Annotated in this window: 24 protein-coding genes and 1 pseudogene; 13 read left to right on the top strand and 12 right to left on the bottom strand. The window is 69.9% G+C overall.

Annotated elements, in window-relative coordinates:
• Positions 1–52: 52 nt before the first annotated feature.
• A pseudogene (locus ACFU6I_RS27435) lies at positions 53–196 on the top strand (decaprenyl-phosphate phosphoribosyltransferase); the annotation flags it as partial.
• 183 nt (positions 197–379) lie between these two features.
• Positions 380–1,309 (top strand): YihY/virulence factor BrkB family protein, encoded by a 930-nt coding sequence (locus tag ACFU6I_RS27440; RefSeq protein WP_384371513.1) that lies wholly within the window; start codon positions 380–382, stop codon positions 1,307–1,309.
• On the opposite strand, the gene ACFU6I_RS27445 is transcribed toward ACFU6I_RS27440, so the two are convergent.
• Entirely contained in the window at positions 1,257–2,534 is a 1,278-nt protein-coding gene (locus tag ACFU6I_RS27445) for a D-alanyl-D-alanine carboxypeptidase family protein (protein ID WP_384371515.1), read from the bottom strand. The genes ACFU6I_RS27440 and ACFU6I_RS27445 overlap by 53 nt on opposite strands.
• 121 nt (positions 2,535–2,655) lie before the next feature.
• Here ACFU6I_RS27445 and ACFU6I_RS27450 point away from each other — a divergent pair, with 121 nt between their 5' ends.
• From ACFU6I_RS27450 to ACFU6I_RS27465, 4 genes are all read left to right on the top strand, one after another.
• Entirely contained in the window at positions 2,656–2,901 is a 246-nt protein-coding gene (locus ACFU6I_RS27450; RefSeq protein WP_327244736.1) for an SCO4848 family membrane protein, read from the top strand.
• Between the two features lie 90 nt (positions 2,902–2,991).
• The gene (locus ACFU6I_RS27455) at positions 2,992–4,290 is read left to right on the top strand and encodes a metallophosphoesterase (RefSeq protein WP_384371517.1); all 1,299 of its coding nucleotides are present in this window, start codon (positions 2,992–2,994) and stop codon (positions 4,288–4,290) included.
• Positions 4,291–4,499: 209 nt separating this feature from the next.
• The gene (locus ACFU6I_RS27460; RefSeq protein ID WP_384371519.1) at positions 4,500–6,053 is read left to right on the top strand and encodes an ABC transporter substrate-binding protein; all 1,554 of its coding nucleotides are present in this window, start codon (positions 4,500–4,502) and stop codon (positions 6,051–6,053) included.
• A 266-nt stretch (positions 6,054–6,319) separates the two neighbouring features.
• Positions 6,320–7,756: an IS1380 family transposase gene (locus ACFU6I_RS27465; RefSeq protein WP_384371558.1), complete on the top strand. Its 1,437-nt coding sequence runs from the start codon at positions 6,320–6,322 to the stop codon at positions 7,754–7,756.
• Positions 7,757–8,038: 282 nt separating this feature from the next.
• Here ACFU6I_RS27465 and ACFU6I_RS27470 read toward each other — a convergent pair whose 3' ends face one another.
• The 4 genes from ACFU6I_RS27470 to ACFU6I_RS27485 all read right to left on the bottom strand — a co-directional run bounded on the left by ACFU6I_RS27470 (position 8,039) and on the right by ACFU6I_RS27485 (position 10,977).
• Positions 8,039–8,776, bottom strand: coding sequence for a TetR family transcriptional regulator (locus ACFU6I_RS27470; RefSeq protein WP_384371521.1), 738 nt, complete (start codon positions 8,774–8,776; stop codon positions 8,039–8,041).
• Entirely contained in the window at positions 8,770–9,240 is a 471-nt protein-coding gene (locus ACFU6I_RS27475) for a thiol-disulfide oxidoreductase DCC family protein (protein WP_384371522.1), read from the bottom strand. The genes ACFU6I_RS27470 and ACFU6I_RS27475 overlap by 7 nt, the downstream gene beginning before the upstream one ends.
• Complete coding sequence (locus ACFU6I_RS27480; protein WP_384371524.1) at positions 9,237–9,671, bottom strand: hypothetical protein; 435 nt, start codon at positions 9,669–9,671, stop codon at positions 9,237–9,239. The genes ACFU6I_RS27475 and ACFU6I_RS27480 overlap by 4 nt, the downstream gene beginning before the upstream one ends.
• A 67-nt stretch (positions 9,672–9,738) precedes the next feature.
• The gene (locus ACFU6I_RS27485) at positions 9,739–10,977 is read right to left on the bottom strand and encodes an MFS transporter (RefSeq protein WP_384371526.1); all 1,239 of its coding nucleotides are present in this window, start codon (positions 10,975–10,977) and stop codon (positions 9,739–9,741) included.
• A gap of 88 nt (positions 10,978–11,065) precedes the next feature.
• Between ACFU6I_RS27485 and ACFU6I_RS27490 the strand changes: the two genes are divergently transcribed.
• Complete coding sequence (locus ACFU6I_RS27490; RefSeq protein WP_384371528.1) at positions 11,066–11,575, top strand: MarR family winged helix-turn-helix transcriptional regulator; 510 nt, start codon at positions 11,066–11,068, stop codon at positions 11,573–11,575.
• Positions 11,576–11,983: 408 nt separating this feature from the next.
• Here the strand turns inward: ACFU6I_RS27490 and ACFU6I_RS27495 are convergent, their stop codons facing one another.
• From ACFU6I_RS27495 to ACFU6I_RS27520, 6 genes are all read right to left on the bottom strand, one after another.
• Complete coding sequence (locus ACFU6I_RS27495; protein WP_384371530.1) at positions 11,984–12,559, bottom strand: hypothetical protein; 576 nt, start codon at positions 12,557–12,559, stop codon at positions 11,984–11,986.
• A 178-nt stretch (positions 12,560–12,737) separates the two neighbouring features.
• On the bottom strand, positions 12,738–13,496 hold the full coding sequence (locus tag ACFU6I_RS27500; RefSeq protein ID WP_327244728.1) for a succinate dehydrogenase iron-sulfur subunit: 759 nt from the start codon (positions 13,494–13,496) through the stop codon (positions 12,738–12,740).
• Positions 13,496–15,250, bottom strand: coding sequence for a succinate dehydrogenase flavoprotein subunit (sdhA, locus tag ACFU6I_RS27505; protein ID WP_384371532.1), 1,755 nt, complete (start codon positions 15,248–15,250; stop codon positions 13,496–13,498). Before sdhA ends, ACFU6I_RS27500 begins: the two co-directional genes overlap by 1 nt.
• A gap of 29 nt (positions 15,251–15,279) precedes the next feature.
• Positions 15,280–15,753: a succinate dehydrogenase hydrophobic membrane anchor subunit gene (locus tag ACFU6I_RS27510; RefSeq protein ID WP_345515111.1), complete on the bottom strand. Its 474-nt coding sequence runs from the start codon at positions 15,751–15,753 to the stop codon at positions 15,280–15,282.
• Positions 15,754–15,758: 5 nt separating this feature from the next.
• On the bottom strand, positions 15,759–16,139 hold the full coding sequence (gene sdhC / locus ACFU6I_RS27515; protein WP_384371534.1) for a succinate dehydrogenase, cytochrome b556 subunit: 381 nt from the start codon (positions 16,137–16,139) through the stop codon (positions 15,759–15,761).
• A gap of 185 nt (positions 16,140–16,324) precedes the next feature.
• Positions 16,325–16,957: a 2-oxo-4-hydroxy-4-carboxy-5-ureidoimidazoline decarboxylase gene (locus ACFU6I_RS27520; protein WP_384371560.1), complete on the bottom strand. Its 633-nt coding sequence runs from the start codon at positions 16,955–16,957 to the stop codon at positions 16,325–16,327.
• 213 nt (positions 16,958–17,170) lie between these two features.
• Here ACFU6I_RS27520 and ACFU6I_RS27525 point away from each other — a divergent pair, with 213 nt between their 5' ends.
• From ACFU6I_RS27525 to ACFU6I_RS27545, 5 genes are all read left to right on the top strand, one after another.
• Positions 17,171–18,781 carry a glycoside hydrolase family 20 protein gene (locus tag ACFU6I_RS27525; RefSeq protein ID WP_384371536.1) on the top strand — a complete coding sequence of 537 codons (1,611 nt, stop codon included), beginning with the start codon at positions 17,171–17,173 and terminating at the stop codon, positions 18,779–18,781.
• A gap of 212 nt (positions 18,782–18,993) precedes the next feature.
• A complete protein-coding gene (locus tag ACFU6I_RS27530; protein ID WP_384371538.1) occupies positions 18,994–19,692 on the top strand; it encodes a DUF4328 domain-containing protein in 699 nt (232 codons plus the stop codon).
• Positions 19,693–19,861: 169 nt separating this feature from the next.
• Complete coding sequence (locus tag ACFU6I_RS27535) at positions 19,862–20,431, top strand: hypothetical protein (RefSeq protein WP_384371540.1); 570 nt, start codon at positions 19,862–19,864, stop codon at positions 20,429–20,431.
• Between the two features lie 620 nt (positions 20,432–21,051).
• A complete protein-coding gene (locus ACFU6I_RS27540) occupies positions 21,052–21,774 on the top strand; it encodes an RNA polymerase sigma factor (RefSeq protein ID WP_384371542.1) in 723 nt (240 codons plus the stop codon).
• Complete coding sequence (locus tag ACFU6I_RS27545; RefSeq protein WP_384371544.1) at positions 21,774–22,901, top strand: hypothetical protein; 1,128 nt, start codon at positions 21,774–21,776, stop codon at positions 22,899–22,901. Before ACFU6I_RS27540 ends, ACFU6I_RS27545 begins: the two co-directional genes overlap by 1 nt.
• A 188-nt stretch (positions 22,902–23,089) precedes the next feature.
• On the opposite strand, the gene ACFU6I_RS27550 is transcribed toward ACFU6I_RS27545, so the two are convergent.
• A complete protein-coding gene (locus ACFU6I_RS27550; protein WP_384371562.1) occupies positions 23,090–23,986 on the bottom strand; it encodes a L,D-transpeptidase family protein in 897 nt (298 codons plus the stop codon).
• A 224-nt stretch (positions 23,987–24,210) separates the two neighbouring features.
• Between ACFU6I_RS27550 and ACFU6I_RS27555 the strand changes: the two genes are divergently transcribed.
• Positions 24,211–25,791 (top strand): methylmalonyl-CoA mutase, encoded by a 1,581-nt coding sequence (locus ACFU6I_RS27555; RefSeq protein ID WP_384371546.1) that lies wholly within the window; start codon positions 24,211–24,213, stop codon positions 25,789–25,791.
• Positions 25,792–25,872: the final 81 nt, after the last annotated feature.

Genomic DNA, 25,872 nt, shown 5'->3' on the forward strand with positions numbered 1-25,872 from the left:
TCCTTTGCTGACCAGAAGAGTTCGCTTCGGGACGACCCGGAAGGGGGGCGGGGTCCTGGCGGCGCTGCGGTACGCGGTGTTCGCCGACCGCCGCACGCCCGGCACCCCCGAGGACGTGGTGCCGGGAGACCGGGCGCTCGCCGTCATCGGGCTGCTGCGGGCGGCCGCGTACGGGCCGGCGTTCGCCGACCTGTGACGGTCCCGCCTGCCGGGTCCGCCTCGGCCGTACCGGGTGTTGGTCGCCGTCGACGCCCGCGGCTCTGTGGTGCAGTTGGTCCGTCCGGCCGTGTCGCCCACGGGCTCGGCCCGACACCACCCGGCGCCCGCGTGCCCGGGCCCGTACACCGGTTTTTCGCGCCCAGGAGGGTACGCGCACGTCATGGACTGGCTGAAGAATCTTCCCGTCATCGGGCCACTCGTCGCCCGGCTGATGATGACGCACGCCTGGCGCTCGTACGAACGGCTGGACATGGTCCACTGGACCAGGCTCGCCGCCGCGATCACCTTCATCAGCTTCCTGGCGCTCTTCCCACTGATCGCGGTCGGCGCGGCGATCGGCGCCGCGCTGCTCTCCGACGAGCAGCTGCACAAGATCGAGAAGTTGATCGCCGACCAGGTGCCGGGCATCTCCGACCAGCTGGGCATCAGCAATCTGGTGGCCAATGCGGGCACGGTCGGGCTGGTCGCCGGTGCACTGCTGCTCTTCACCGGCATCGGCTGGATCGGTGCGATGCGGGGCTGTCTGCGCGCTGTCTGGGAGAAGGACGATGTGGACGAGGGCAATCCGGTCGTCCGCAAGCTCAAGGACGCCGGACTGCTGATCGGCCTCGGCGGAGCCGCGCTCGTCACCCTTGCCACGTCCACGGCGGGCTCCACCGCGGTCGGCTGGACCGCCGGCCTCCTGGGCATCCCCAACCGTGGTGCGGGCGGAGTGCTGCTGCAGACCGTGGCCCTGCTCGTGGCGGCCGTTGCCGATTTCCTGCTGCTGCTCTATCTGCTGACACTGCTGCCGGGCGTGAAGCCGCCGCGGCGCAGGCTGCTGACAGCGGCGGTGATCGGCGCGATCGGCTTCGAACTCCTCAAGCTGCTGCTCGGCAGCTATATGAAGAGTGTCGCGTCGAAGAGCATGTACGGCGCCTTCGGTGTGCCGGTCGCCCTCCTGCTGTGGATCAACTTCACGGCGAGGCTGTTGCTGTTCTGCGCCGCCTGGACGGCGACGCCGAGCAGCAAGGACGTCGGGGCGGGCGGCGCGGCCGTCAGCGGCGAGGGAGGCGGCGCACCAGGTCCGGCAGCGGCCAGCGCCGGTTGACCAGGAACACGCCGCCGGCCAGCAGCACCAGCACTCCGCCGACGATCCCCAGTGCGATCCCGACCCCGCTGGAGCCCTGGGTGGCCGCCGCCCCGGTGACGGCCGGACCGTGCTTGCCCGCACCCTTGCTTCCCGAGTCGGAGGTGCCCGAGGAGCTGTTGCCGTCGGCCGATTCGTTGCCCTTCCCGGTGCCCGTCCGTGCAGACTTCGGGGGGACCAGTTCGCCGACCGGGGTCACCTTGCCGGCCGCGTCGAAGCCCCAGTCGAGCAGGCTCGCGGCCTCCTTGTAGACGGCGTGGGGCTCCTTCGACGACGGGTTCATGACGGTGACGAGCAACACCTTGCCGTTGCGCTCGGCGACGCCCGTGAAGGTGTTGCCCGCATGCGTGGTGTAGCCGTTCTTGACGCCCGCGATGCCCTTGTACGGTTCGACGCCGGCGCCGGTGAGCAGCCGGTTGGTGTTCTGGATCTCGAAGGTCCCGCGCTTCTTCCCCTTCTTCTTCTCCCCGGGGAAGTCGGCCGTGGCCGTCGCGCAGTACTCGCGGAAGTCCTCCTTCTGCAGCCCGCTGCGGGCGAACAGGGTGAGGTCGTACGCGCTGGAGACCTGTTCGGGTGCGTCGTATCCGTCGGGAGACACCACGTTCGTGTCGAGGGCCTGCAGCTCCTCGGCGCGTGCCTGCATGGCGGCGACGGTCCGGGGCACACCTCCGTACATCGCGGACAGCACATGTACCGCGTCGTTGCCGGAGCGCAGGAAGACGCCGAGCCACAGGTCGTGGACCGTGTAGGTCAGACGTTCCTTGACGCCGACCAGGCTGCTGCCCTCGCCGACATCGGCGAGGTCCTCGCTCGTCACCTTGTGCCGCAGGGTCTTCGGCTGCAGTTCGGGCGAGTCCATGACCGTGTCGGCGAACAGCATCTTCAGGGTGGATGCGGGGGGCAGCCGCCAGTGGGAGTTGTGCGAGGCGAGCACCTCACCGCTCTCCGCGTCCGCGACGATCCAGGACCGCCCGGTGAGGTCCTTCGGCAGCACCGGGGCGCCGGGCCCCAGTTCGACCTGGGTGCCGACCCGGCCGAGCTGCGCGCCGCCGACCTTCGACATCGGGACGGTCGGCTTCGGGTCGTCGGCGGTGTCCTTGTCGACCGCTGACGCGGGACTGATGACGAAAGTGGACAACAGGGCGGCGGAGATGACCGTCAGCGCGGTCTTTTTCAGAGCGGGCACGGTCGGAAACGTACAGGCTGATGATGTGACGAGTGTTGCGGACCTGCTGACCGGCCGTCCGCGACGCTGGGACAGCCCACCCCGGGCGCTCCGGCCGGAGCGCGGTGGCGATACTGGATCCATGAAGCTCAGCCGCCCCGTTTCCTGGTTCCTGCTCGCCTTCGGGGTGTGGAGCTGGGTCATTTGGGTCACTTTCGCCAAGAATCTATGGAAAGACGGCAGTGGACTTGCCTTCGACGACGCGGGTGACCCGACTGCGTACTTCTGGGTCCATCTGCTGCTCGCCATCACGTCCTTTCTCCTGGGGACGGCCGTCGGTCTGATCGGGTTCCGCGGACTCAGGGCCCTGCGCCGCGAACGTTCATAACCGGCCGCGCGGCGACCGGACATAGGTGTACGAAGCGCCGGCGCACAAGGCGCAGGCGTACCGAGAGCCGCACATGGGTGGGGGAGTGACGTGGCAGTGGTCTTCGTTGTGGTGGCGCTGGCGGTCCTCGCGCTGCTCGTCGGTGTGCACCGCTATGTGTGGCTCCGCTTCGTCGCCGACACGACGGCCCCGGGCGGCACGCTGCGCAGGGTGGGCACGGCGGCGGTCTGGCTGTTGCCGCTGCTGAGCATCGGCGCCCTGGTCTCGGGGCGGACGGGCGCCCCGTTCTGGCTGCAGCAGGTGCTGGCCTGGCCGGGCTATCTGTGGCTGGCGGCGCTGCTGTACCTGACGCTGGCTCTGCTGGTGGGCGAGGCGGTACGGCCTGTTCTGCGGCGGGTCCTCGCGCGCCGGGCGGGCGGCGGTACGACTACCGAGAACGATTCGGCCGAATTCCTTTCATCTCGGGTCGAAGCACCCGCGGCAGGGAACTCCCCGGCCCGTGCGGCCGTGAGCGGAGCCCCCGCCACCCTCGTCGCCGACGCCCCCGCCACCGGCCCCGCCGACCCGACCCGCCGCCTGTTCGTCGCGCGCGCCGTCGGGGGCGCGGCCGCCGTCGCCGGGCTCGGCACCGTCGGCTACGGCACCTACGGCGTGCTGCGCGGTCCGCGCGTCAAGCAGGTCACCGTTCCGCTCGCCAAACTGCCCCGCGCCGCGCACGGCTTCCGGATCGCTGTCGTCAGCGACATCCACCTCGGCCCGATCCTGGGCCGCGCCCACACTCAGCGGATCGTCGACACGATCAACCGGACCCAGCCCGATCTGATCGCCGTCGTCGGGGACCTCGTCGACGGCTCCGTCGCCGACCTCGGTCCGGCCGCCGAGCCGCTCGCCCGGCTGGAGGCCCGCCATGGCGCGTTCTTCGTCACCGGCAACCATGAGTATTTCTCCGGTGCGGCCCAATGGGTCCATCACGTAAGGGAATTGGGCCTGCGCCCACTGGAGAACGCCCGAGTCGAGATCGACGGTTTCGATCTTGCCGGGGTCAATGACGTCGCCGGGGAGAGCGAGGGGCAGGGCCCGGATTTCGAGCGCGCCCTGGGTGACCGGGACCGGACCCGCGCCTCCGTCCTCCTCGCCCATCAGCCCGTCGTCATCGACGACGCGGTCGCGTACGGCGTGGATCTCCAGCTTTCGGGCCACACCCACGGCGGCCAGCTCTGGCCGGGCAACTACGCCGCCGAACTCGCCAACCCCACGGTCGCCGGCCTGGAGCGCTACGGCGACACCCAGTTGTACGTCTCTCGGGGCGCGGGCGCCTGGGGTCCGCCCGTACGGGTCGGCGCTCCCTCCGACATCACCGTCGTACACCTGGCGTCCCGTCAGGCGTAACGGCACAAAAGGGGCGACTCAATTGCACGGCGCCTCCACAGTTTTCAGCCGTTCGGCCCAGCCGAGGTTTCAACTGTCGAACAAAAGGCTATGAGATACGGATTTCCTCTTCCAGATGTGAAAATCGTGTGATTGGCTGACCGTGAGCACGGTGATGTGCGTTTCTGAGCGCATCTGCCCAGGTGGGGCTGTTAAGGGAGAGCACGGCAATGCGGTCGATCCGGCTACGGATTCTCGCGATTCTCGCGGTTTTGGTCATCGCAGGCGTCGTCGCCTGGCAGTTGCTTCCCTCGAACGAGGTGAAGAGCGATCCGATCATGGTCGGGACGACGGACGAGGTGACGTCCCTCGACCCGGCCGGTGCGTACGACGCCGGTTCCTGGGCGATGTACAGCAACCTCTACCAGTCCCTCATGACGTTCAAGTCCGGGGCGATCGTCCCGGAGCCGGACGCCGCCGAGAGCTGTGGGTTCATCGGTCAGAAGCTCCAGACGTACCAGTGCAAACTGCGCGACGACCTGACCTTCGCCAGCGGCCGGAAGATGACCGCCGCCGATGTCGAGTACTCCATCGAGCGCATGATCAAGATCAAGACGGACGTGGGTCCGTCGGTCCTGTTCCCGAGCCTCAAGAACGTGGTGTCCGAAGGCCGCACGATCACCTTCAACCTCTCCTCGCGTGACGCGACCTTCCCGCAGAAGCTCGCCACCGGAGCCGGTTCGATCGTCGACCGCGAGGAGTACCCGGCGGACAAGCTCCGCACCGGAACCACGGTCGACGGCTCGGGGCCGTACGTCCTCAAGTCGTACAAACCGGGCGTCGAGGCGGAGCTGGTCCCGAACACCCGGTACAAGGGCGCACTGAAGAAGACCGGCGTTCCCGTCACCGTCCGCTACTACAAGCAGTCGGACGACCTCCTGGCGGCCTGGAAGTCCGGACAGGTCGATGTGACGCACCGGCAGCTGCCGCCGTCCACGCTCGCCGAGCTGAACCCCGGCGACCCCGACGTGCGCATCACCGAGGCGGACAGCGCCGAGATCCGCAACCTGGTCTTCAACGTGCGCGCCGGGTCCCCCCTCGCCGACAAGAAGGTCCGGCAGGCCATCGCGTCCATCATCGACCGCGGGCCGCTGGTGACGGATGTCTACAAGGGCACCGTCGAACCGCTCTACTCGCTGATCCCGCAGGGCTACATCGGGCACAGCACGCCGTTCTTCGACGCCTACCCGGCGCCCGACCCGGAGCGCGCCAAGCGGCTGATGCAGGAGGCGGGCGTGCAGACCCCGCTGCACATCACCTTCGCCTACCGCGCCGACGACGCGTACACGAAGGAGACCGCCGAGCTCCGCCGCCAGTTGGAGGCGAACGGGCTGTTCAAGGTCTCGGTCAAGGCCGTGGACTGGCAGGACTTCCAGAAGGGTTACGCGGCCGGCAAGTACGACGCGTACACCGTCGGATGGCTGCCCGACTACCCGGACCCCGACACCTTCAGCCAGCCGCTCGTCGGCCGCGACAGCAGCCTTCACAACGGCTACACCAGCAAGAAGATGGACGACCTGATCTCGGCCACGCTGCAGTACAGCGACCGCAGCCGTACCTCGGACGACTTCAAGGAGCTCCAGGCGCTGGTCGGCGAGGACGTGCCGCTCGTGCCGCTGTGGCAGAAGAAGGACTACGTCGTCAGCACGACCGATGTCTCCGGTTCGCAGTACCTGTCGGACGGCACGGGCATCTGGCGGCTGTGGGAACTCAACTGGATCTAGTGCTGCGACCGGAAGGGTTCACCGGCTCGCGACGCCCGGCACGGCACCTCGCCGCGTTGTCGCATCACCCGAGTACGTCCGGTACGAGGGCGATCCTCTGCCTTGCGATCGCACGCACCGGACGCCGCCGGGCCCACCCTTCGGGCGGACGGCGGGACTTCCGACACACGCCCTAGCCTCGCCGTTTCGGTTGGGGCTGGTCCGGATGTTGGCCGGATACGCGAAAGTGCCTTCTGAGCTGGGACGATGAACCTTGTCGAGGGGTTCTGTCGGTCCAAGCGGAAGGCACTTTCTGCGTGCAGGGTATCGGTTCTCGTCCCAAGCTTCATGTGTCCACCGACGGTTCGGGCGTGGTCGGGCACGCCGGGGCACGTTTGCTGACGGATCTTGCCGAGGCCACTGGTCTGGCCACCGCGTACTCCACTGCGCTCAGGCCGCTGCGACCGCGTGGCACCGGGCATGATCCGGGCCGGACCGCGACCGATCTCGCGGTGATGCTCGCCGACGGTGGTGAGGCGATAGCGGATCTGGCCGTGCTGCGGGACCAAGGCGAGGTGTTCGGACCGGTCGCCTCCACGCCCACGGCCTGGCGGTTGCTCGCCGACACCGACGGTGCAGTACTCGCTTCGCTGCGAGCGGCCCGCGCCTCGGCCCGGGAAGTCGCCTGGATGCAGGCCGCCGAGACCGGCCAGGGCATACCCGTCGTCCGGGCCGGCGGACGAGAACTTCCTGGCCTGGTCCTGGACCTCGACGCCACGCTGATCACCTCCCACTCGGAAAAGGAACAAGCCGCGCCCACCTATAAGGGCGGCTTCGGCTTTCATCCGCTGCTGTGTTTCCTCGCGAATACCGGCGAGGCCATGTCTGGCCGGCTGCGGCCCGGCAACTCCGGAGCCAACACCGCCGCCGATCACATTGCGGTGCTGGACGACGCCCTCGCGCAGATCCCCGACGCCCACCGGCACGGCACCGCGATCCTGGTCCGCGCCGACAGCGCCGGATCCGCGAAAGCCTTCCTCGCCCACATCCGAACCTTGCGCGAGCACGGCCTGGACCTGCGTTTCTCGGTCGGATACGCGGTCACTGAGCCGGTCCGCCGTGCGATCCGGACCCTGCCTGAGCAGGTCTGGCATCCCGCCCTGGACCAGAACGGGACACTGCGAGAGGGAGCCGCGGTTGCCGAGCTGACCGGCATGGTCGACCTTGCCGGCTACCCGGCCGGCACCCGCATCATCGTGCGTCGAGAGCGTCCGCACCCCGGCGCCCAGCTGTCCTTGTTCGATCACAACGAGGGCCTGCGGCACCAGGTATTCCTTACCGATACCCCTTACCCCGGCAGCGGCTCCGCGCAGTTCCTGGAGGTCCGCCACCGCGGACACGCCACCGTCGAGGACCACATCCGGTGCGGCAAGAGCACCGGCTTCGGCCGCTTCCCCTCCCGCCATTTCGACGTCAACGCCACCTGGCTTGAACTCAGCCTCGCGGCAATCGATCTCCTCGCCTGGGCCCGCTTCCTCCTGCTGGATGGCGAACTCGCCGCTGCCGAACCCAAGAAACTCCGCTACCGGCTGCTGCACGTCGCCGCCCGCCTCACCCGCGGCGGACGCCGCCTCCGCCTACGGATCTCGGCGACCTGGCCCTGGAGACACGCACTGGCCACGGCCTTCCACCGCCTTGCCGCACTGCCCCGACCGGTTGGCTGACCGGCTGTCCCCCGCCCACCCACAACCCGAAGGACCCCGGAGAACCCGACCACCGCGCCGGGGCCCCGCCATGCCCAGGAAACAAAATCGCCTCGACCACCCCACAGTTGGTCATCAGCGACGCCGCTTCAGCCCAACCGAAACGGCGAGGCTAGGAGTGCCCGGCGGACCAGGGGCGGGGCCGCGATCCACCCGCCCCCCGGTCCCAGGGAACCGTAAGGGCCGGGGCCGGCCGGAGACTGCCGCACACCGTGTGCGAGGTCTCCGGCCGGCCCCGGCCCTTTACGCCTTCTCCCGGCCCGGCCGCGCGGTGGTCGGCTGTTTCACTGACCCGGGCAGGAAGTCCGCCAGCACGTCGTGGATCTGCCGTACGAGCGGTCGCAGCACCCGGAACCGGGAGAGCGCGATCGCCCGGGCACCGATCGGTGCGGTGCGCTCGACGAGGCGGCGGCTGCGCTCGGCGCCCTCCGTCCGGTCGTACACCCAGAACAGCACCAGACCCATCTGTATCAGCCACATCAACTGCGGCAGCACGTCGGTCATGTCGGGGTCGGTCTTGGTGCTGGAGCCGCGCAGGCACCGTTCATGGATGGAGATCGCCGCCTCCCGGGCCGCGACCGACTCCTCGGAGAACGGGGAGAGCGGGCTTTCCGGGTCGGCGGCGTTCTTGAAGAACTGGGCGGCGAAGCGGTGGTACGGCTCGGCCACGTCGAGCCAGCTGAGCAGCACCCCGCGGATGCGCACGGCCAGGTCCTTGTCGCCCTCCAGGACCGGCTTCACCGCCGCCTCGTGCTCTGCGGCTAGCCGGTCGTAGAAGCTCTGGACGAGAGCGTCCTTCCCCGTGAAGTAGTAATAGGCGTTGCCGACGGAGACCCCGGCCTCCTGCGCGATGGCCCGCATCGTCGTCTTGTCGTAGCCGCGTTCCTCGAAGAGCCGGAGCGCCGTCTCGAGAATGAGTGTGCGGGTCTGCTCGCTCTTGGGAGCCTTGGCTTCCTTCGCGTCCTTCGCTTCCTTCACCACAGCCCCGAGGGTAGCCGTCCGCCCTGGTCCTCCGTGCCGGGGACCTGGCACGCTCCGTCCCCGGGGCCGCAGGGCGCCGCGGTCAGCGACCGGTACTTGGCGGCGGCGAGCACGGAAGCCCGGGCGAACGGCAGCCCCGCGGGGGTGGCCAGCCAGTGCGCCCTGGGCCGGTGTTCGGCCAGCGCCCAGAGGCAGACGATCCAGGCGGAGGTCCCCCGGTAGATCTGCCCCCGGTCGCCGATCACGGTGATCTCGGAGAGCGTCCCGGAGTGGTCGAGCCCGGGGAAGCGGCGCCGTGCCTCCTCGGAGGCCGCCGGGACGAGATCGAGCGGGACGAGTTGACGCTGCTTCATCAGCCAGTGGCGCAGATGGACGCAGAGCGGGCACCGCGCGTCGTAGAGCACGGTGAGCCCCTCGACGGGCGTCCGCTCCCGGTCGGCCGTGACCGCCACCGGCGCGGTCACCGGCCTGTGGCGGGTGCGGCCCACGGGCCCTGGCCGGCGGGGCCCGTCCAGCCCTGCGGCCGTACCGGTGGGGTCTGCTCACGCTCCATCAGCCCGCGGCGGCGGATCTTGTTGAGTACGTAGACGTTCCCGAGGTGAAGCACTCCGAGGACGAGCAGGACGACGCCGACCTTCACCGAGAGCGCCTCGAAGAGTCCACGGGCGTCGGCGACCCCGTCCGCGTTCTTCAGGTAGAGGGCGACGAACCCGAGGTTGACCAGGTAGAAGCCGACCACCAGCAGGTGGTTGACGGCATCGGCGAGCTTCTCGTTCCCGTGCAGGACGTCGGCGAGGAAGACCTTTCCGTTACGGCTCAGTGTGCGGGCGACCCACACCGTGAGCCCCACGCTGATCAGTAGGTAGACGACGTACGCCACAACAGTGAGGTCCATGCCCCACCCTCCCTTGAACGCGTTCAAAAGTCGTTGTCATGGACTCTAGACCTGAATTTGAACATGTTCAAGCGGGTACTCGGGGGTGCTTCTCCCCGGCTGCCCCGGTCTGGGATGCAGGCGCCCTGAACCGTCGCACGCCCGGTACCGCCGCCGTCGCCAGACAGGCCGCACCGACCATCACGGCGGCGACGGCGAGCGGGACTTCGGAGCCCCAGGCCGTGGCCGCGACCGGCGCCAGGGTGTAGCCCAGCGGCATCGCGCCGAGGGAGAGCAGCCAGTCGTACGAGGTCACGCGGGCCAGTGCGTGGGCGGGCACCGCGGACTGGACCGAGGTGTCCCAGACCGGGCCGAGGAAGCCGAGTCCCGCAAGCGCGATGCCGTACCCGGCGATGGTCAGCGGCGCGGGGGCGCCGGCTGCGAGGAGGCCGAGGGGGAGTGCGTACGTGGCGAGGCCCAGGTTGGCGGCCAGGACCGGGCGGCGCGGCCGGGCGCGCCCGGCCAGCAGCGAGCCGAGGAGGAGGCCGACCGCGCCGGTCTGGAGCAGGGCGATCCAGGCGCCCTCGCCGCCCATGTCCTCGACGGCCAGTGCCGGTCCGAGGGTCATCAGGACGGCCGCCGCGCCGTTCCACGTGGAGTGGGCGATGAGGCTCGTCCAGTACCAGTCGCGGCCGCGGACCTCGCCCCAGCCCTCCTTGAGGTCCGCGAGCATCGACCGGTGCGGTATCGGCACGTGCCGGACCTTGATCGTGGACAGGAGGGCGGCGCTCACCGCGAAGCTCGCGCCGTCCAGCACGAATGCCCAGCCGGGGCCCGCGGTGAGGATCAGCGTTCCGGCGACGGCCGGGCCGCCGAGCCGGGTCGCGCTGGTGGCGACCGCCATCAGGGAGTTGGCGCGCAGCAGGCCCGGAGCTTCCACCGTGCCGCGGATCAGTGGTGACACGGTCGGCATGGCGAAGGCGCCGGCCGCGCCGCCGATCACCTCGGCGACCGCGATCTGCCAGAGCCGCGGTTCACCGCCGAGCAGTTCCATGCCGACGAAGAGCTGGGTGGCGCACCGTACGAGATCGGTGGTGAGTGCCACCGTGCGGGCGTTGAAGCGGTCGCCCACGACGCCGCCGAGGGGCAGCAGGAGCAGCTTGGGCACCATCGCGCACGCCAGCACCAGGGCGAGGGCGGCGGTCGAGCCGGTGGCCAGGTAGACGGCGAGGGAGAGGGCGGTGGGGATGGCGGCGTCGCCGAGGAGGGAGAGGGTGCGTCCGATGAAGAGCAGGCGGAAGGCGCGCGTGCGCAAGGGATGCGGCATGCGGGGCAATCTATTTCGGTACCGAATTATTCGTCAACGAAATATCTGACGCCGAAGCGCATATGTGCGCCGGGCGTACCCTTTCCTCATGGAGCCACGCGACTGGACCGACGGACATGTCGAGCGGTGGAAGCCCGTGCTTCCCGACCTCGATCCCGATGTCGAGGGTGCGGTGACGCGTATGAAGAAGCTCTCCGTCCATCTGCGGAGGGTGCGCGAACAGTCCCTGGTCGACTTCGACCTGGACCGCCAGGAGTTCGAGACGCTCCACAAGCTCGCCGGACGCGGCGGGAAGGCGGCCCCCTCCGAACTCGCCGCCGACCTCGACCTCGCCCCCGCCTCCGTCACCGGCAGGCTGGACGCGCTCGAACGGCGCGGCTTCATTCGCCGTACGCCCTCCACCACGGACCGGCGACGGGTCGACGTGGAACTCACCGAGGAAGGCCGCTCGACCTGGCTCGGCGCGATGGACTTCCTCGGTCACGAGGAGGACCGGCTCCTCGGCGTACTCGACAAGGGCGAACAGATCCTGCTCAACGACATGCTGCGCCGCATCATGGTCGTCGCGGAGGACCGCGGCGGAGCCGCCTGGGACTAGGGCGTGTGTCGGAAGTCCCGCCGTCCGCCCGAAGGGTGGGCCCGGCGGCGTCCGGTGCGTGCGATCGCAAGGCGGAGGGTCGTCCTCGTACCGGACGTACGAGGACGGCCCCGACAACGCAGCGAGCGTGCCGGGCGTCGCGGGGCAGGCGGGACTTCCGACACACGCCCCAAGAGGGGCTGGGGCCGTCCGGGGCCCGCCCGTCCGGCGGCACGGTCTCCTGGCCGCGGGACCGGGCGGACTCCGCGCGATCACGGGCCGGTTCGGCGTACTCGTCGAGCCGGTGGTGTTCCATGGGGCGACGGTGACGGTGCGGTGGAAGCGGGCCATGACGCCACCCTGCCCCGTGGGGAAGGGCGTTGCCGGTGCCCGGGCGCCGCCCCCGTCCGCCCTTTCGCCAAAGGTGCGTCAGATGCTCATGGAGCGCGCGGTGTTGACCTGGGCCATCACCATCTGGAACGTCTCCGGGCCGGTCGCCTGGATCATCGTCGAGTGGTGGCGGCCGCCACTGGTCACCGAGACCTGGATGAACCCGGTCGTCTTCTTCTCCTTCATCAGGAGGAAGAGCAGCCCGATCAGGCAGAGCAGGGCGAAGATGATCGCCAGCACGATCGCGACCGTCGGGATCTTCTCCTCGGTGCGCGACATGTCGGTGGCCGTCCACACCGCGCCCTTGAGCGGCAGCGTGCCGGACGGCGTCACGATCGAATCGTTCATGACGGTGATGTCCCCGAGCGACAGCATCGGCGCCCCGCCGCCGGGCCCCGGGCCCTGCTGCGGCGGGAACCCGTAACCGGGCGGGGCAGGCTGAGCCGGCGGGTTCACGGCCGGATAGCCGTAGGCCGGGCCCGGCTGGGTCGCGGCGTCGGGCAACTGCTGCGGGTAGCCGTATCCCTGACCATCCGCGACGGTGGGCGGATTGCCCGGCTGCTGGGGCGGTCCCCACTTGTATGAGTCGTCCGCGTACGGATTCGGATCGCTCAACGTTCCCCGCTCTCGATCAAGCCTGTGCGCCCCGCGCCTTGCTGCCCCGGGCGGTGAACCGGACTCCGGCTCCGCACGACCGTACCGAACAGACCTGCGCAGCGCAGCAGGAGGCCCCGCCTCCCGCAGCATTGCTACGAAAAGCGGGGCCTCCTGTGCAACTGGCGTACCGGAAGGGTCAGAAGCGACGCGTGATCAGCGCGCGCTTCACTTCCTGGATCGCCTTGGTGACCTCGATGCCACGCGGGCACGCGTCCGTGCAGTTGAAGGTGGTGCGGCAACGCCACACACCGTCACGGTCGTTGAGGATCTCCAGGCGCTGCTCGCCGCCCTCGTCACGCGAGTCGAAGATGAAGCGGTGCGCGTTGACGATCGCCGCCGGGCCGAAGTACTGGCCGTCGTTCCAGAACACCGGGCACGACGAGGTGCACGCGGCGCACAGGATGCACTTGGTGGTGTCGTCGAACCGCTCGCGGTCCTCGGCGGACTGCAGACGCTCACGCGTCGGCTCGTTCCCCTTGGTGATGAGGAACGGCATGACGTCGCGGTACGCCTGGAAGAACGGGTCCATGTCGACCACGAGGTCCTTGAGGACCGTGAGGCCCTTTATGGCCTCGACCGTGATCGGCTTCTCCGGGTTGATGTCCTTGATCAGCGTCTTGCAGGCGAGCCTGTTCTTGCCGTTGATCCGCATCGCGTCGGAGCCGCAGATGCCGTGGGCGCAGGAACGGCGGAACGTCAGGGTGCCGTCGGTGTCCCACTTGATCTTGTGAAGGGCGTCGAGGACACGCTCCTTCGGGTCGATCTCGATCTGGAAGTCCTGCCACTGGGCCTCGTCGGAGACCTCGGGGTTGAAGCGGCGGATCCGGAAGGTGACCGTGATGTACGGGGAGGCGGCGGACTCCGCCTCCACCTTGTCCAGAGTCGGGGTAGCCATCAGTACTTACGCTCCATCGGCTGGTAGCGGGTCTGGACGACCGGCTTGTAGTCGAGCCGGATCGACTCGGTGCCGTCGTCGGCGACCTCGCGGTACGCCATGGTGTGGCGCATGAAGTTGACGTCGTCGCGGTTCGGGTAGTCCTCGCGGTAGTGACCGCCGCGGGACTCCTTACGGGCCAGCGCGGAGGTCGCCATGACCTCGGCCAGGTCGAGCAGGTTGCCCAGCTCGATGGCCTCCAGGAGGTCCGTGTTGAACCGCTTGCCCTTGTCCTGAATGGACACGTTCAGGTAGCGCTTGCGCAGCTCGGCGATCTTGTCGACGGCCGTCTTGATGGTCTGCTCGGTACGGAACACCATCACATTGGCGTCCATGCACTCCTGCAGCTCCAGACGGAGCGTCGCGACACGCTCGGTGCCCGTCGAGTTGCGCAGCCGCTCGACCTGGTCGATGACCATCTGTGCCGGGTTCTCGGGAAGCGCGACGAAGTCGTTCTTCGCCGAGTACTCGGCGGCGGCGATGCCCGACCGGCGTCCGAAGACGTTGATGTCGAGCAGCGAGTTGGTGCCCAGACGGTTGGCGCCGTGCACGGAGACGCACGCGACCTCGCCGGCGGCGTACAGGCCCGGGACGACGGTGGTGTTGTCGGCCAGCACCTCGCCCTCGACGTTGGTCGGGATGCCGCCCATGGCGTAGTGCGCGGTCGGCTGGATCGGGATCGGGTCCGTGTAGGGCTCGATGCCGAGGTACGTGCGCGCGAACTCGGTGATGTCCGGGAGCTTCGCGTCCAGCTGCTCCGGCGGCAGGTGCGTGAGGTCGAGGTAGACGTGGTCGCCCTCGGGACCGCAGCCGCGGCCCTCACGGATCTCCGTGTAGATGGAGCGGGACACGACGTCACGGGACGCGAGGTCCTTCATGACGGGCGCGTACTTCTCCATGAAGCGCTCGCCGTCCTTGTTGCGGAGGATGCCGCCCTCACCACGGGCGCCCTCCGTCAGCAGGATGCCCATGCGCCAGATGCCCGTCGGGTGGAACTGGAAGAACTCCATGTCCTCCAGCGGCAGCCCGCGGCGGTACGCGGCGGCCTGGCCGTCACCGGTCAGGGTGTGGGCGTTCGACGTCACCTTGAAGAACTTGCCGGTGCCGCCGGAGGCGAAGATGATCGCCTTCGCCTGGAAGATGTGGATCTCGCCGGTCGCCAGCTCGTACGCGACGACGCCCGAGGACTTCTTGACCCCGTCGACCTCCTGCAGCAGCAGGTCCAGGACGTAGAACTCGTTGAAGAACTCCACACCCTCCTTGACGCAGTTCTGGTACAGCGTCTGGAGGATCATGTGGCCGGTGCGGTCCGAGGCGTAGCAGGACCGGCGGACCGGGGCCTCGCCGTGGTTACGGCTGTGGCCGCCGAAGCGACGCTGGTCGATCTTGCCCTCGGGCGTGCGGTTGAACGGCAGGCCCATCTTCTCCAGGTCGAGAACGGAGTCGATGGCCTCCTTCGCCAGGATCTCGGCGGCGTCCTGGTCGACCAGGTAGTCGCCGCCCTTGATCGTGTCGAAGGTGTGCCACTCCCAGTTGTCCTCCTCCACGTTGGCGAGCGCGGCGGCCATGCCGCCCTGCGCGGCGCCCGTGTGGGAGCGGGTCGGGTACAGCTTCGTGAGCACGGCGGTACGGCTGCGCTTCGTCGACTCGATGGCCGCGCGCATGCCGGCGCCGCCTGCGCCGACGATGACGGTGTCGTACTTGTGGATCTGCATGATTTCCTCTGGTCCCTCTGGCCCGGCGCCTAGCGGATGTTCGGGTCGAAGGTGAAGATCACCAGCGTGCCCAGCAGGACGGTGAACACCGTGGCGGTGTACAGCAGCATCTTCAGCCAGAAGCGGGTGTTGTCCCGTTCGGCGTAGTCGTTGATGACCGTACGGAGGCCGTTGGCGCCGTGCAGCATGGCCAGCCACAGCATCGTCAGGTCCCAGACCTGCCAGAACGGCGAGGCCCAGCGGCCCGCCACGAAGGCGAAGCCGATCTTGGAGACACCGCCGTCCAGCACGAGCTGGATCAGCAGGTGGCCGATGACCAGGACGACGAGCACGATGCCCGACAGGCGCATGAAGAGCCAGGCGTACATCTCGAAGTTGGTGCGCGAACCCTTGGGGGTCTTGCCCGTCCGCTTGCGCGGGGGCTCGATGACCGGGGCCGGGTGGTCGACGTCGTAGAGGCTGACGCCTTCGACGGCGCCGATCGCGGAGGACTCGGTGGACATTGGCCTCAGCTCCCGAAGACTGCGCGTGCGGCGTGGCCGAGGACGGGGTACACGGCCCCGACCATCAGCACGATCCAGATGCCCATGGCGGACCAGAGCATCTGCTTCTGGTAGCGCGGGCCCTTGGCCCAGAAGTCCACGGCGACGATACGGAGACCGTTCAGCGCGTGGAAGAGAATGGCGGCCACCAGGCCGTATTCGAGGAGCGCAACAGGCCAGGTCTTGTACGTGGCCACGACGTTGTCGTAGGCCTCGGGGGAGACGCGGACGAGAGCGGTGTCCAGGACGTGTACGAACAGGAAGAAGAAAATGAGGACACCGGTGACTCGATGAGCCACCCACGACCACATGCCTTCCCGGCCGCGGTACAGCGTTCCAGCCGGCACGGAAGAACCCTCCGGGAGCGGGGATTGGGGTCGGCCGGCTTGACTGTCGGTCTGACCCGGCCGGGTACGGTCCACCGGCCCCGGCCATCGTAGCGACGGTTTGTCGGTTCGCTCGCGCCGGGGCCTCTGGTGTGATCAAAGTGGCAATGAAACAGGCACGGACGGGCTAGGCCCTTTCGTTCGGATCATGCCCGTCCGGCGCCCGTCACCAGCTCGATGATGCGGCCCCGGGCGAGCCGGCGCATCTCGTCCGCCGTGACCACCCGCTCCTCGTCGGGGTCGTGGCCCAGCCTGGCCCGGATGCCGGCCAGCACCTGGTCCGGGTGCTCGGCGGGGCGGAAGGCGTCGAGGCAGATCACGAAGACATGGCCGAAGCGGCTCTCGTACGCGGCGTGCGCGGCGCTCAGCGCGAGATGCGCGGAGTGCGGTGCGGCGTGGTGCAGTCCCGGGGAGACCTCGGCGGCGAGCGCCTCGGCGAGATCCGCGGGCGCCATGTCGTACCCCGCCTCGTCCGCGGCGGCGAGGAGGGCGTCCAGATCGGGGTACGGGCGGTGGGCGGCCAGCCGCAGCGCCCAGCGGGGACTGCCGCAGCAGCGGAGCAGGGCGGCTTCGGCGTCGGCGGTGGGTGCGGTGTTGAACCGGTCGAGGCCGAGGGGGCGGGTGCTGAGGCAAGCCGGGGCCGGGCCGCAGTTCTGGGCGGGGAGCGCGGGCGGGCCGACCCGCCGCTGCGGTGGTTCCGGGAGGCCGGCGTGGGACTCGCTGGGCCTGGACAGCGTGGGACTCCTCGAAACATCGGCATCTCTGTGAGCCTGGTGCAGTGAGGGGGACCGGAGACCAGGGAGATGCAGGGTGAAGGGAGAGACGAATGTGCCCAACGCTATCGGGGCCGGGCAACGGCCGTGCGACGGATGCACGAATTTCACCCGGAAGGGAGAGTTTCGGTACGACTGATGGACGTTTCTTCGAGGAGAATGCCCGGCTATCTCCTTACTTCTTCTTTTTTGCCCGCCTCAACCGGAGGTTTCTGACCGATGTCGCCCTCGCGCGGAGCCCTCGCGGCCGGTGCGGCCCTCGTCGCGGCAGCCGCCGTGACGATCGCCGTCGTCGTCTGGCCGGAAGGTGCGGACACCGGCCCCCCGGGGGAGGCGTCCATGGCCAGCGCCCCCTCGCACGCCTCCCTCACTCCCTCGCCGACCCGCAGTTACCCGCTCTCCACGGCGCCCCGGGCCATCCCCGCCGTGCGTGAGCACATCGCCGCCCGCGGCCCCGGCTGGCGGCCGGGCCCGACCAGCACCGTCGTGATCGCCAACGGCAGTGGTCCGCTCGCGGACGAGGCGCAGCTGCTCGCCAAGGAGCTGAAGATCCGTTACCGGGGCGCCGTCCCGGCCCGTGCGGGCGATGTCGAGCTGGCCCTCGGCGCCCCGGGTGGCGGGGCCCCCGAGTCGTACACCCTGAAGACCCACGACCGGCGGGTCGTCATCACCGGCCCCGACCAGGCGGGTGTCTTCTACGGAACCCGCACGCTGAAGCAGTCCCTGCGCGCCGACGGCGTGATGCCCGAGGGCGAGGTGCGCGACCGTCCCGACCGGCCGCAGCGCGGACTCAACCTCGACATCGCGCGCAAGTACTACACCGTCGGCTGGATCGAGGACCGGCTGCGCGACATGGCCGACCTCAAGCTCAACCAGCTCGGCCTGCACTTCTCCGACGACCAGGCGTTCCGGATCCAGTCCGACACCCACCCCGAGGTGGTGTCGCCCCAGCACCTCACCAAGACGGAGGTCCGTCAGATCCTCGCCCTCGCGGGCCGGCTGCACATCGACGTGGTCCCCGAGATCGACTCCCCGGGCCACCTGGGCGCCGTCCTGCGCGCCCACCCGGAGCTCCAGCTGCGCAACGCGGCGGGCGTGCGCTCGATCGGATCGATCGACATCTCCGACCCGGGCGCGGCGAAACTCGTCGACCAGCTGATCGGCGAGTTCGCCGAACTCTTCGGCGGCGCGTACTGGCACCTGGGCGGGGACGAGTACCGCGCGCTGATGGTGAAGGACCCGGCCGCCTCGTACCCGCAGCTCCAGCGCGCCGCCCAGCAGAAGTACGGACCGGCCGCCGGGATCAAGGACCTCGCCACCGGTTGGCTCAACGACCGCGCGGCAGTGGTGCGCCCGCACGGGCAGCAGCCGAAGGCCTGGAACGACGGCTTCTTCCGCGGCGGAGTCGTCCAGGCCGACAAGAACATCGAGGTCGAGTACTGGACGGGCAAGGAGTACGGTGCCCGGCCGCCGGAGGAGTATCTGAGCGAGGGCCGGCGCCTGGTCAACCTCAACGACGAGTTCCTCTATTACGTGCTCGGCCAGCCCAATGCATTCGTCTACCCGACCGGGAAGCGGATTTACGAACAGTGGACCCCGCTCGTCCTGCGCGGCACGCAGCCGGTACCGGCCCGCTACTCGAAGCAGATCCTGGGCGGCCGGTTCGCGGTCTGGGGCGACCTGCCGCAGGCGCAGACCCCGGCGCAGGTGGCGGCGGGGATCCGGATGCCGTTGCGGGCCACGGCCCAGAAGCTGTGGGATCCGAGAAGGCCGACGCTGAGCTGGGGTCAGTTCCAGGCGTTGGCCGCGACGATCGACAAGGCGGGCTGAGCGGGCGGCCGCACCGGATCTCGATGGACAGCCCGGTGGGCCGGGGCTACATTCCGCTTGCCGCGCGCTCCGGGAGGGGCGCGCGTTCCTGCGGCAAGTTTCGGAACCCTGGGGGCCACTTCATGCTGTGCTCTATCTGCCGAGTCAGACCGCCGGTCACCGCGGACGGGCGCTGCATCCTGTGTGCCGGGCCGGACGGGGCGTCGGCGCCGATGCCTGCGGCCCCGCCCTTCTCGTCACCGCAGCAGCAGCTGCGCTCACCCGACGGGCTCGCGAGGGCCGTCGTCATCCTGCTCGTGGTCGCCGCCGTGTCCGACCTGCTGGCCGTGCTTGCGGGGCTGAACATCCGCAGCCTGCTCGGCGATGTGCTGGACAACGGCCTCGCCACGATCGACGACGCCGAGGCGGATCGCGCCGACAACCTCTACGCGGCCTCCGGGGTCCTTCAGCTCCTGGTGCTGCTGGCCACCGGCGTCGTCTTCATCCTCTGGTTCCGCCGGGTGCGGCTGAACGCCGAGGTGTTCGACGCGAGCATGCAGCAGATGAAGCCCGGGTGGGCGGTCGGCGCCTGGTTCGTCCCGTTCGCCAACCTGGTGCTGCCGCGTCGGATCGCGGGCGGCATCTGGACCGCGAGCGCCCAGACCAACACCGACGGCAGCTGGCGGACGGTCTCCGCGGCCCCGGTCAATCTGTGGTGGGGGGCGTGGGTCTGCTCGTCGCTCTTCTCGCGGTACGCCTCCCAGCAGTACATGAAGGCCGAGGAGGTGCAGGAGATCATGGACGCGGCCGGCCGGATGCTGGTAGCGGATGCGTTCTCCATCGTGGCCGCGGTCCTCGCGATCCTCTTCGTACGCAAGCTGACCCGTATGCAGGGGGAGCGGGCGGCGCTGGGCGTGTATCCGCTCAGCTGAGGACGAACCCATCGAGGACTCGACGAGGGACGGACCCGCTGAAGGGTGCGATTTCAGACTCCAGCAGTGACGATTTTGAGCCATTCGGCGCTGAAAGCGGTATGCGGCAGCGGGAAGCGCCGCGTCCCCGTGCGGACCCGTACGGGGACAGGCCGACGGGGAGAAGCCGATGAGCCTGCTGGAACTGATCGCTGCCGCCGACGAGCGGGGGCTGGTCGCGAGCGGGATCGCCTGCCTCGACCGATGCCTGCCCCAGCCCGCCGAGGGCGCCGAACCGGATCCGCTGCGTCCGCTCTGGGCCGGTTGCGCGGACGGTGAGGCGTGGCCGGACCGCCTCGCGGAGGCGCGCCAGGCGCTGGACGGTGCGAAGGGCGCGGAGACGCGGACGCAGATACGGCAGCTGCTCGCCCACGCGCCCGCGGACCGGGCGGCTCCGGGCCTCCGGGAGTGGGCGGACGCGTGCTCGCTGCTGGCCCTGGAGGTCCACCTCGAACAGGACCCGACGCCCGGTGCCGGGGTGGACGTGCTGAGGCGCTGCCGCGAGGGCGGTCCGGAGGAGGCGGGACCGCTGGTGGCCGGGGAAGTACGCCGCCAGATCCGCATCCTGGAGATGCTTGCGGATTCCGGTACGGGGACTGCGGGCCTGCGCCAGGTGCTGGACGTGTCGACGGAGGGGCAGCGAGTGCTGCGCGCGGCGACGGCGCGGAGGGCGCGGGGGCGCGGGCCGGACGGGGCGTGACCGGGCCCGTCCGGTGACCGTTCCGTCCTCCGTCGCCGGGCGTTGAAGGCGCCCTCGATCGCCGGCCGGGCCTTGATCGCGAGCCCGCCCGGCGATCGAGGAACGGCAGGCCCGTCCGGTGTGCGACGGTTCACGACTGCCTGGACTGTGTGCGGCGAGCCTCGGATTCGCGAGGCGTCCACCGGTGCGCCCCACCCCGGAGGGGAAGGGTGCGGTCGCCCGGAAGCCCGGACGAAGGACACCGGCGGTCCGGCACACCGGCGGAGGAACCGCCCCTCACCGGTCGGACGAAGTCCCCGGCTGCCGGGCGCTCTTCGGCCACTGAGCGGGCGGCGCACACCGGGTGGCCCCGGGGGATTCCCCGGAAGAACGAAGACGACCGGGGCCGCCACCCCCCACAGGAGAGGCCCCGGTCGTCTTCCGCGGGGCCGCAGGACGACCCCGTACTCCTTTCAGCGTCGTGAGTGCGTTTTCTGTCACACCTCACTGTGTCCGGGAACGTTGCCGGTTGTACAAGTCATGGACGCGGCCCCCGCGAAGGACGTAGCGTGCTGAGGCGCGCAGGGTGGCGCGGTAGTGGTGACCAGCTGCGATTCAGGACAGCAGGGCGGGTTGAGGGAGTGCTGGGGGACGACGCGGAACTGACCGCCGCGGTGCTCGCGGCGCAGGACGGGGACGAGGACGCCTTCCGTTCTGTGTACCGCGCTGTGCAGCCGCGGCTGCTGGGCTACATACGAACGCTGGTGGGGGAGCCGGACGCCGAGGATGTGGCGTCCGAGTCCTGGCTGCAGATAGCGCGCGACCTCCACCGGTTCAGCGGGGACGCCGACCGGTTCCGCGGCTGGGCGGCGCGGATTGCCCGCAACCGGGCTCTCGACCATGTGCGAATGCGCGGCAGGCGCCCCGCGATCGGCGGCGACGAGACCGAACTGTCGGAGAAACCGGCCGAGTCCGACACCGCCGACGAGGCGATCGAGGCCCTGGCCACCGGGCGTACCATGTCCCTCATCGCCCAACTGCCGCAGGATCAGGCCGAGGCCGTCGTGCTGCGCGTGGTGGTCGGCCTGGATGCGAAGAGCGCGGCGCAGACGCTGGGCAAGCGGCCGGGAGCGGTACGCACCGCCGCGCACCGTGGACTGAAACGGCTGGCGGAGCTGCTCCGCGCGGACAGTGACGACGACGGTGGCGAAGAGGACGTGTCGCGGGGATTTCTGCCGCACGGGAGCGCGGCAGGTCATGCGGCGGAACTCGGCGCCGTACCCACGCAGCGCCTTTCCCGGACCGGTCTGGCGGCGTCCGCCGGTGTGACGGATTCGCGTTCGTGGACGCAGAAGGACATGTGATGGCCGACGAGCAGGACGCATGGCTTGACAGGGACGCGGCGGAGCGACTGCTCCGCGGCGAACCGGTCGATCCCGGCGAGGGCCATGCGCGCGCCGACGCCGAACGGCTCGTGGCCGCGCTGGACGCTGCTGCCCGCAGTGCCCGCCCGGCCGCAGGTGAACTGCCGGGCGAGGCCGCGGCACTGGCCGCGTTCCGGACAGCCCTGCGCGCAGGGACGCGGGCGACGGTTCCGGCGGACGTCCGGTCGGCGGGACACGCCGCGAAGGACAGCGGACCGAAGACGCTGGGACCGGTACGCATCGGTCCCGCGGCCTCCCAGGGCAGCCGCACGCGTGCGCCGCGCTGGAGCCGTCCCGTCCGTTTCGGTCTTGCCGCCTCCCTCGCCGGCTGCGCGCTCGGTGGGGTGGCGGTCGCGGCAGGCGCGGGCGTGCTTCCCGGTCCGTTCGGCAAACACGCCGACCCGCTGCCGGCCTCCTCGGTATCGGCGTCCGCGGTTCCGGAGGAACTGGGCTCCGGGGACGCGTCCGGCAGGACGACCGCCCCGCCGTCGGGATCGCCGGACGTGAACACGTCCCCGGATTCATCCGAGGGAACCCACCAGGGCAAGGACGACCGTGACGGCACGTCCGGCACTGCGGGATCGCCGGACGGGAGCGGCGCCCGGAACGGCGGGAGCGACGGCCTCCGTTCCCCGGACGCGACCGACAGCAGGGGCACGCCCGGCGGTGGTCAGGACGACACGTCGGGTGTCTGGTCCGCCCGGACTCTCAAGGCGTGCCGCGACTACCGCGACGGCAAGCTCGACGACGCCCGCAGACGCCGTCTCGAAAAGCTGGCCGACGGCGCCGCCAACCTGGACCGGTTCTGTCAGCGGATGCTCGACGAGGCCGGTGACGAGGGCGACCAGGATCAGGGGAACGGCGCCGACAAGCAGAACGGTTCAGACGCGGACGAGGCAGGCGCAGCGGACCGGGCCGACGGCAGTGCGAACGCGCGCCAGTCGCTCTGGTTCGCACCCGGTACCCCGGCCCCGGCGTCCCCGTCCGCCCCGGCGTCCCCGACCGGTGCCGCCTCCCCGACGGCCACGGCCACGGTCACGGCTCAGGCCGCCTCGGCCGACGGCTGAGCCGTTCCGGCCGCTCCGCTCGCCCCGGGTGTGACACTTTTCGGCCCGTTGACGCAGTAGAGAGTGAGCCGACTGGTCATCGGCAGCGCACAGAGCCGGGGTTCCCCCCGTACCTTCGGCTCAGCGCACCTGGCGCGGGCGGGACACGTTCCCCCGGTCCCGCCCGCGCCCCCTTTCCCCACCTCCGCTCACCAGTAGATGACGACCTTGTCGCCGTTGCGCACCTGGTCGAAGAGGGCGGCGATCTTCCCCTCGTCCCGGACGTTCACGCAGCCGTGCGACGCGCCGGTGTAGCCGCGGGCCGCGAAGTCCGCCGAGTAGTGCACCGCCTGACCGCCGCTGAAGAACATCGCGTACGGCATGGCCGTGTGATAGATCGTCGACACGTGGTGCCGGGACTTCCAGTAGATGGCGAAGGTGCCTTCGCGGGTCGGCGTGTACTGCGAGCCGAACCGCACATCCATCGAGGAGACGACCCGGCCGTCGATCATCCACGACAGGGTCCGACTGTTCTTGCTGATGCAGAGCACCCGCCCGGTCATGCAGCGCTTGTCGGGCCTGGCGGCAGGCCGGGAGGTCGGCGGGTTCAGCTCGGCCGCCGTCGGCTTCCGCGTCATGGCGACCAGCTTCTGCCAGGTGAGGGTGTCCGTTCGGCCCGTGCGGGACAGACCGCGCTTGCCCTGGAAGGACTGCACGGCGGCGACGGTGAGCGTCCCGTAGTAGCCCGTCGGGCTGCGGTCGAAGTGGCCGATCTGACGGAGCCGGGCCTGCAGCTCCCGTACCTGCTTGCCCTCGGAGCCGGTCGCCATCAGCGTCCTGCCCTGCGGAGCGGGCTTCGGTGCGGCGGAAACCGACGGCGAGGGCGCGGCGGTCGACGGCGAGGGGGTCGCGGCGGGCTTGGCGTCGTCGGTCGCCGGGGCGGAGGTCCTCGGCGGGGACGAGGGCTTCGCCGCGGAACCGCCGGAGGCATGCGCCTGGCAGCCCGCGGTCGTGGCGGCCAGCGTCAGGACGACGACGGCGGTCACCGCCGTGGCGCCGGCCCGGTGTGCTGTTCCTCGGCCGTGCCGGGTTCTCTGTATCCGCATCATCCTTGGCCCCCTGATTCCTTCGTTCCCTCTTGGGACGGATTCCCGCTCTGCCCGGTTGCCAAAGCCCGCGCATGATGGTGAGTGCGGTGGCGAAGGCCGTAGGACGCACCCTGTGAGCAAGGTCCCAGCCGGTGCCCCTCCACCGGTCGCGCGGCCGCCGCTACAGTCCGTCGCGAGGATCGTTGGTTACCAGTTAGTAGCTTCAGTGGGAGGCACAGCAGATGACGCGCGAGTCGGAGTCGGGACTGCCCATCGAGCCGGTGTACGGGCCGGACGCACTCGACGGGTGGAACGCCGACGACAAACTGGGAGAGCCCGGTGCCTACCCCTTCACGCGCGGCGTGTACCCCACGATGTACACCGGCCGGCCGTGGACGATGCGGCAGTACGCCGGCTTCGGCACGGCCTCCGAGTCCAACGCCCGTTACAAGCAGCTGATCGCCAACGGCACGATGGGTCTCTCCGTCGCCTTCGACCTGCCCACCCAGATGGGTCACGACTCCGATGCGCCGATCGCGTCCGGCGAGGTCGGCAAGGTCGGGGTGGCGATCGACTCGATCGACGACATGCGGGTGCTGTTCGGCGGGATCCCGCTGGACAAGGTCTCCACGTCCATGACGATCAATGCCCCCGCCGCCCTGCTGCTCCTCCTCTACCAGCTGGTCGGCGAGGAGCAGGGCGTCCCGGCGGACAGGCTGACCGGCACCATCCAGAACGACGTCCTCAAGGAGTACATCGCCCGCGGCACCTACATCTTCCCGCCCAAGCCCTCGCTGCGGCTGATCGCCGACATCTTCAAGTACTGCAAGGCCGAGATCCCGAAGTGGAACACCATCTCGATCTCCGGCTACCACATGGCGGAGGCCGGAGCCTCGCCCGCGCAGGAGATCGCGTTCACCCTCGCGGACGGCATCGAGTACGTCCGTACCGCCGTCGCGGCGGGCATGGACGTCGACGACTTCGCCCCGCGTCTCTCCTTCTTCTTCGTCGCCCGTACGACCATCCTGGAAGAGGTCGCCAAGTTCCGTGCCGCCCGCCGGATCTGGGCCCGGGTCATGAAGGAGGAGTTCGGCGCATCGAGCCCCAAGTCGCTGATGCTCCGCTTCCACACCCAGACCGCGGGCGTCCAGCTCACCGCGCAGCAGCCCGAGGTCAACCTGGTGCGCGTCGCGGTCCAGGGGCTGGGCGCGGTCCTCGGCGGCACGCAGTCGCTGCACACCAACTCGTTCGACGAGGCGATCGCCCTGCCGACCGACAAGTCCGCCCGGCTCGCGCTCCGTACCCAGCAGGTCCTGGCGTACGAAACGGACGTCACCGCCACGGTCGACCCGTTCGCGGGTTCGTACGTCGTCGAGAAGATGACGGACGACGTCGAAGCCGCTGCCCTGGAGCTGATGGGCAAGGTCGAGGACATGGGCGGCGCGGTCAACGCCATCGAGCGGGGCTTCCAGAAGAACGAGATCGAACGCAGCGCCTACCGCATCGCCCTGGAGACGGACAGCGGGGAGCGCGTCGTCGTCGGCGTCAACCGCTTCCAGCTCGACGAGGAGGAGCCGTACGAGCCGCTCCGCGTCGACCCGGCGATCGAGGCCCAGCAGGCGGCCCGGCTGACGAAGCTCCGAGCCGAACGGGACCAGGCCGCCGTCGACGAGGCGCTGGGGCGGCTGAAGAAGGCGGCCGAGGGGACGGACAACGTCCTCTACCCGATGAAGGACGCGCTGGCGGCGCGGGCGACGGTCGGCGAAGTCTGCAACGCGTTGCGGGAGGTGTGGGGGACGTACGTGCCGACGGACGCCTTCTGAGCGGGGGTCCGCCTGCTTCGCGGATGTTCTCCCGCCCGCTCGACGGCGAAGGCTGAGCCCCGTACCGCCCTCCGAGACACC

The organism is Streptomyces sp. NPDC057486 (assembly GCF_042802415.1).
In the GTDB taxonomy this organism is placed as follows: Bacteria; Actinomycetota; Actinomycetes; order Streptomycetales; family Streptomycetaceae; genus Streptomyces; species Streptomyces yanii.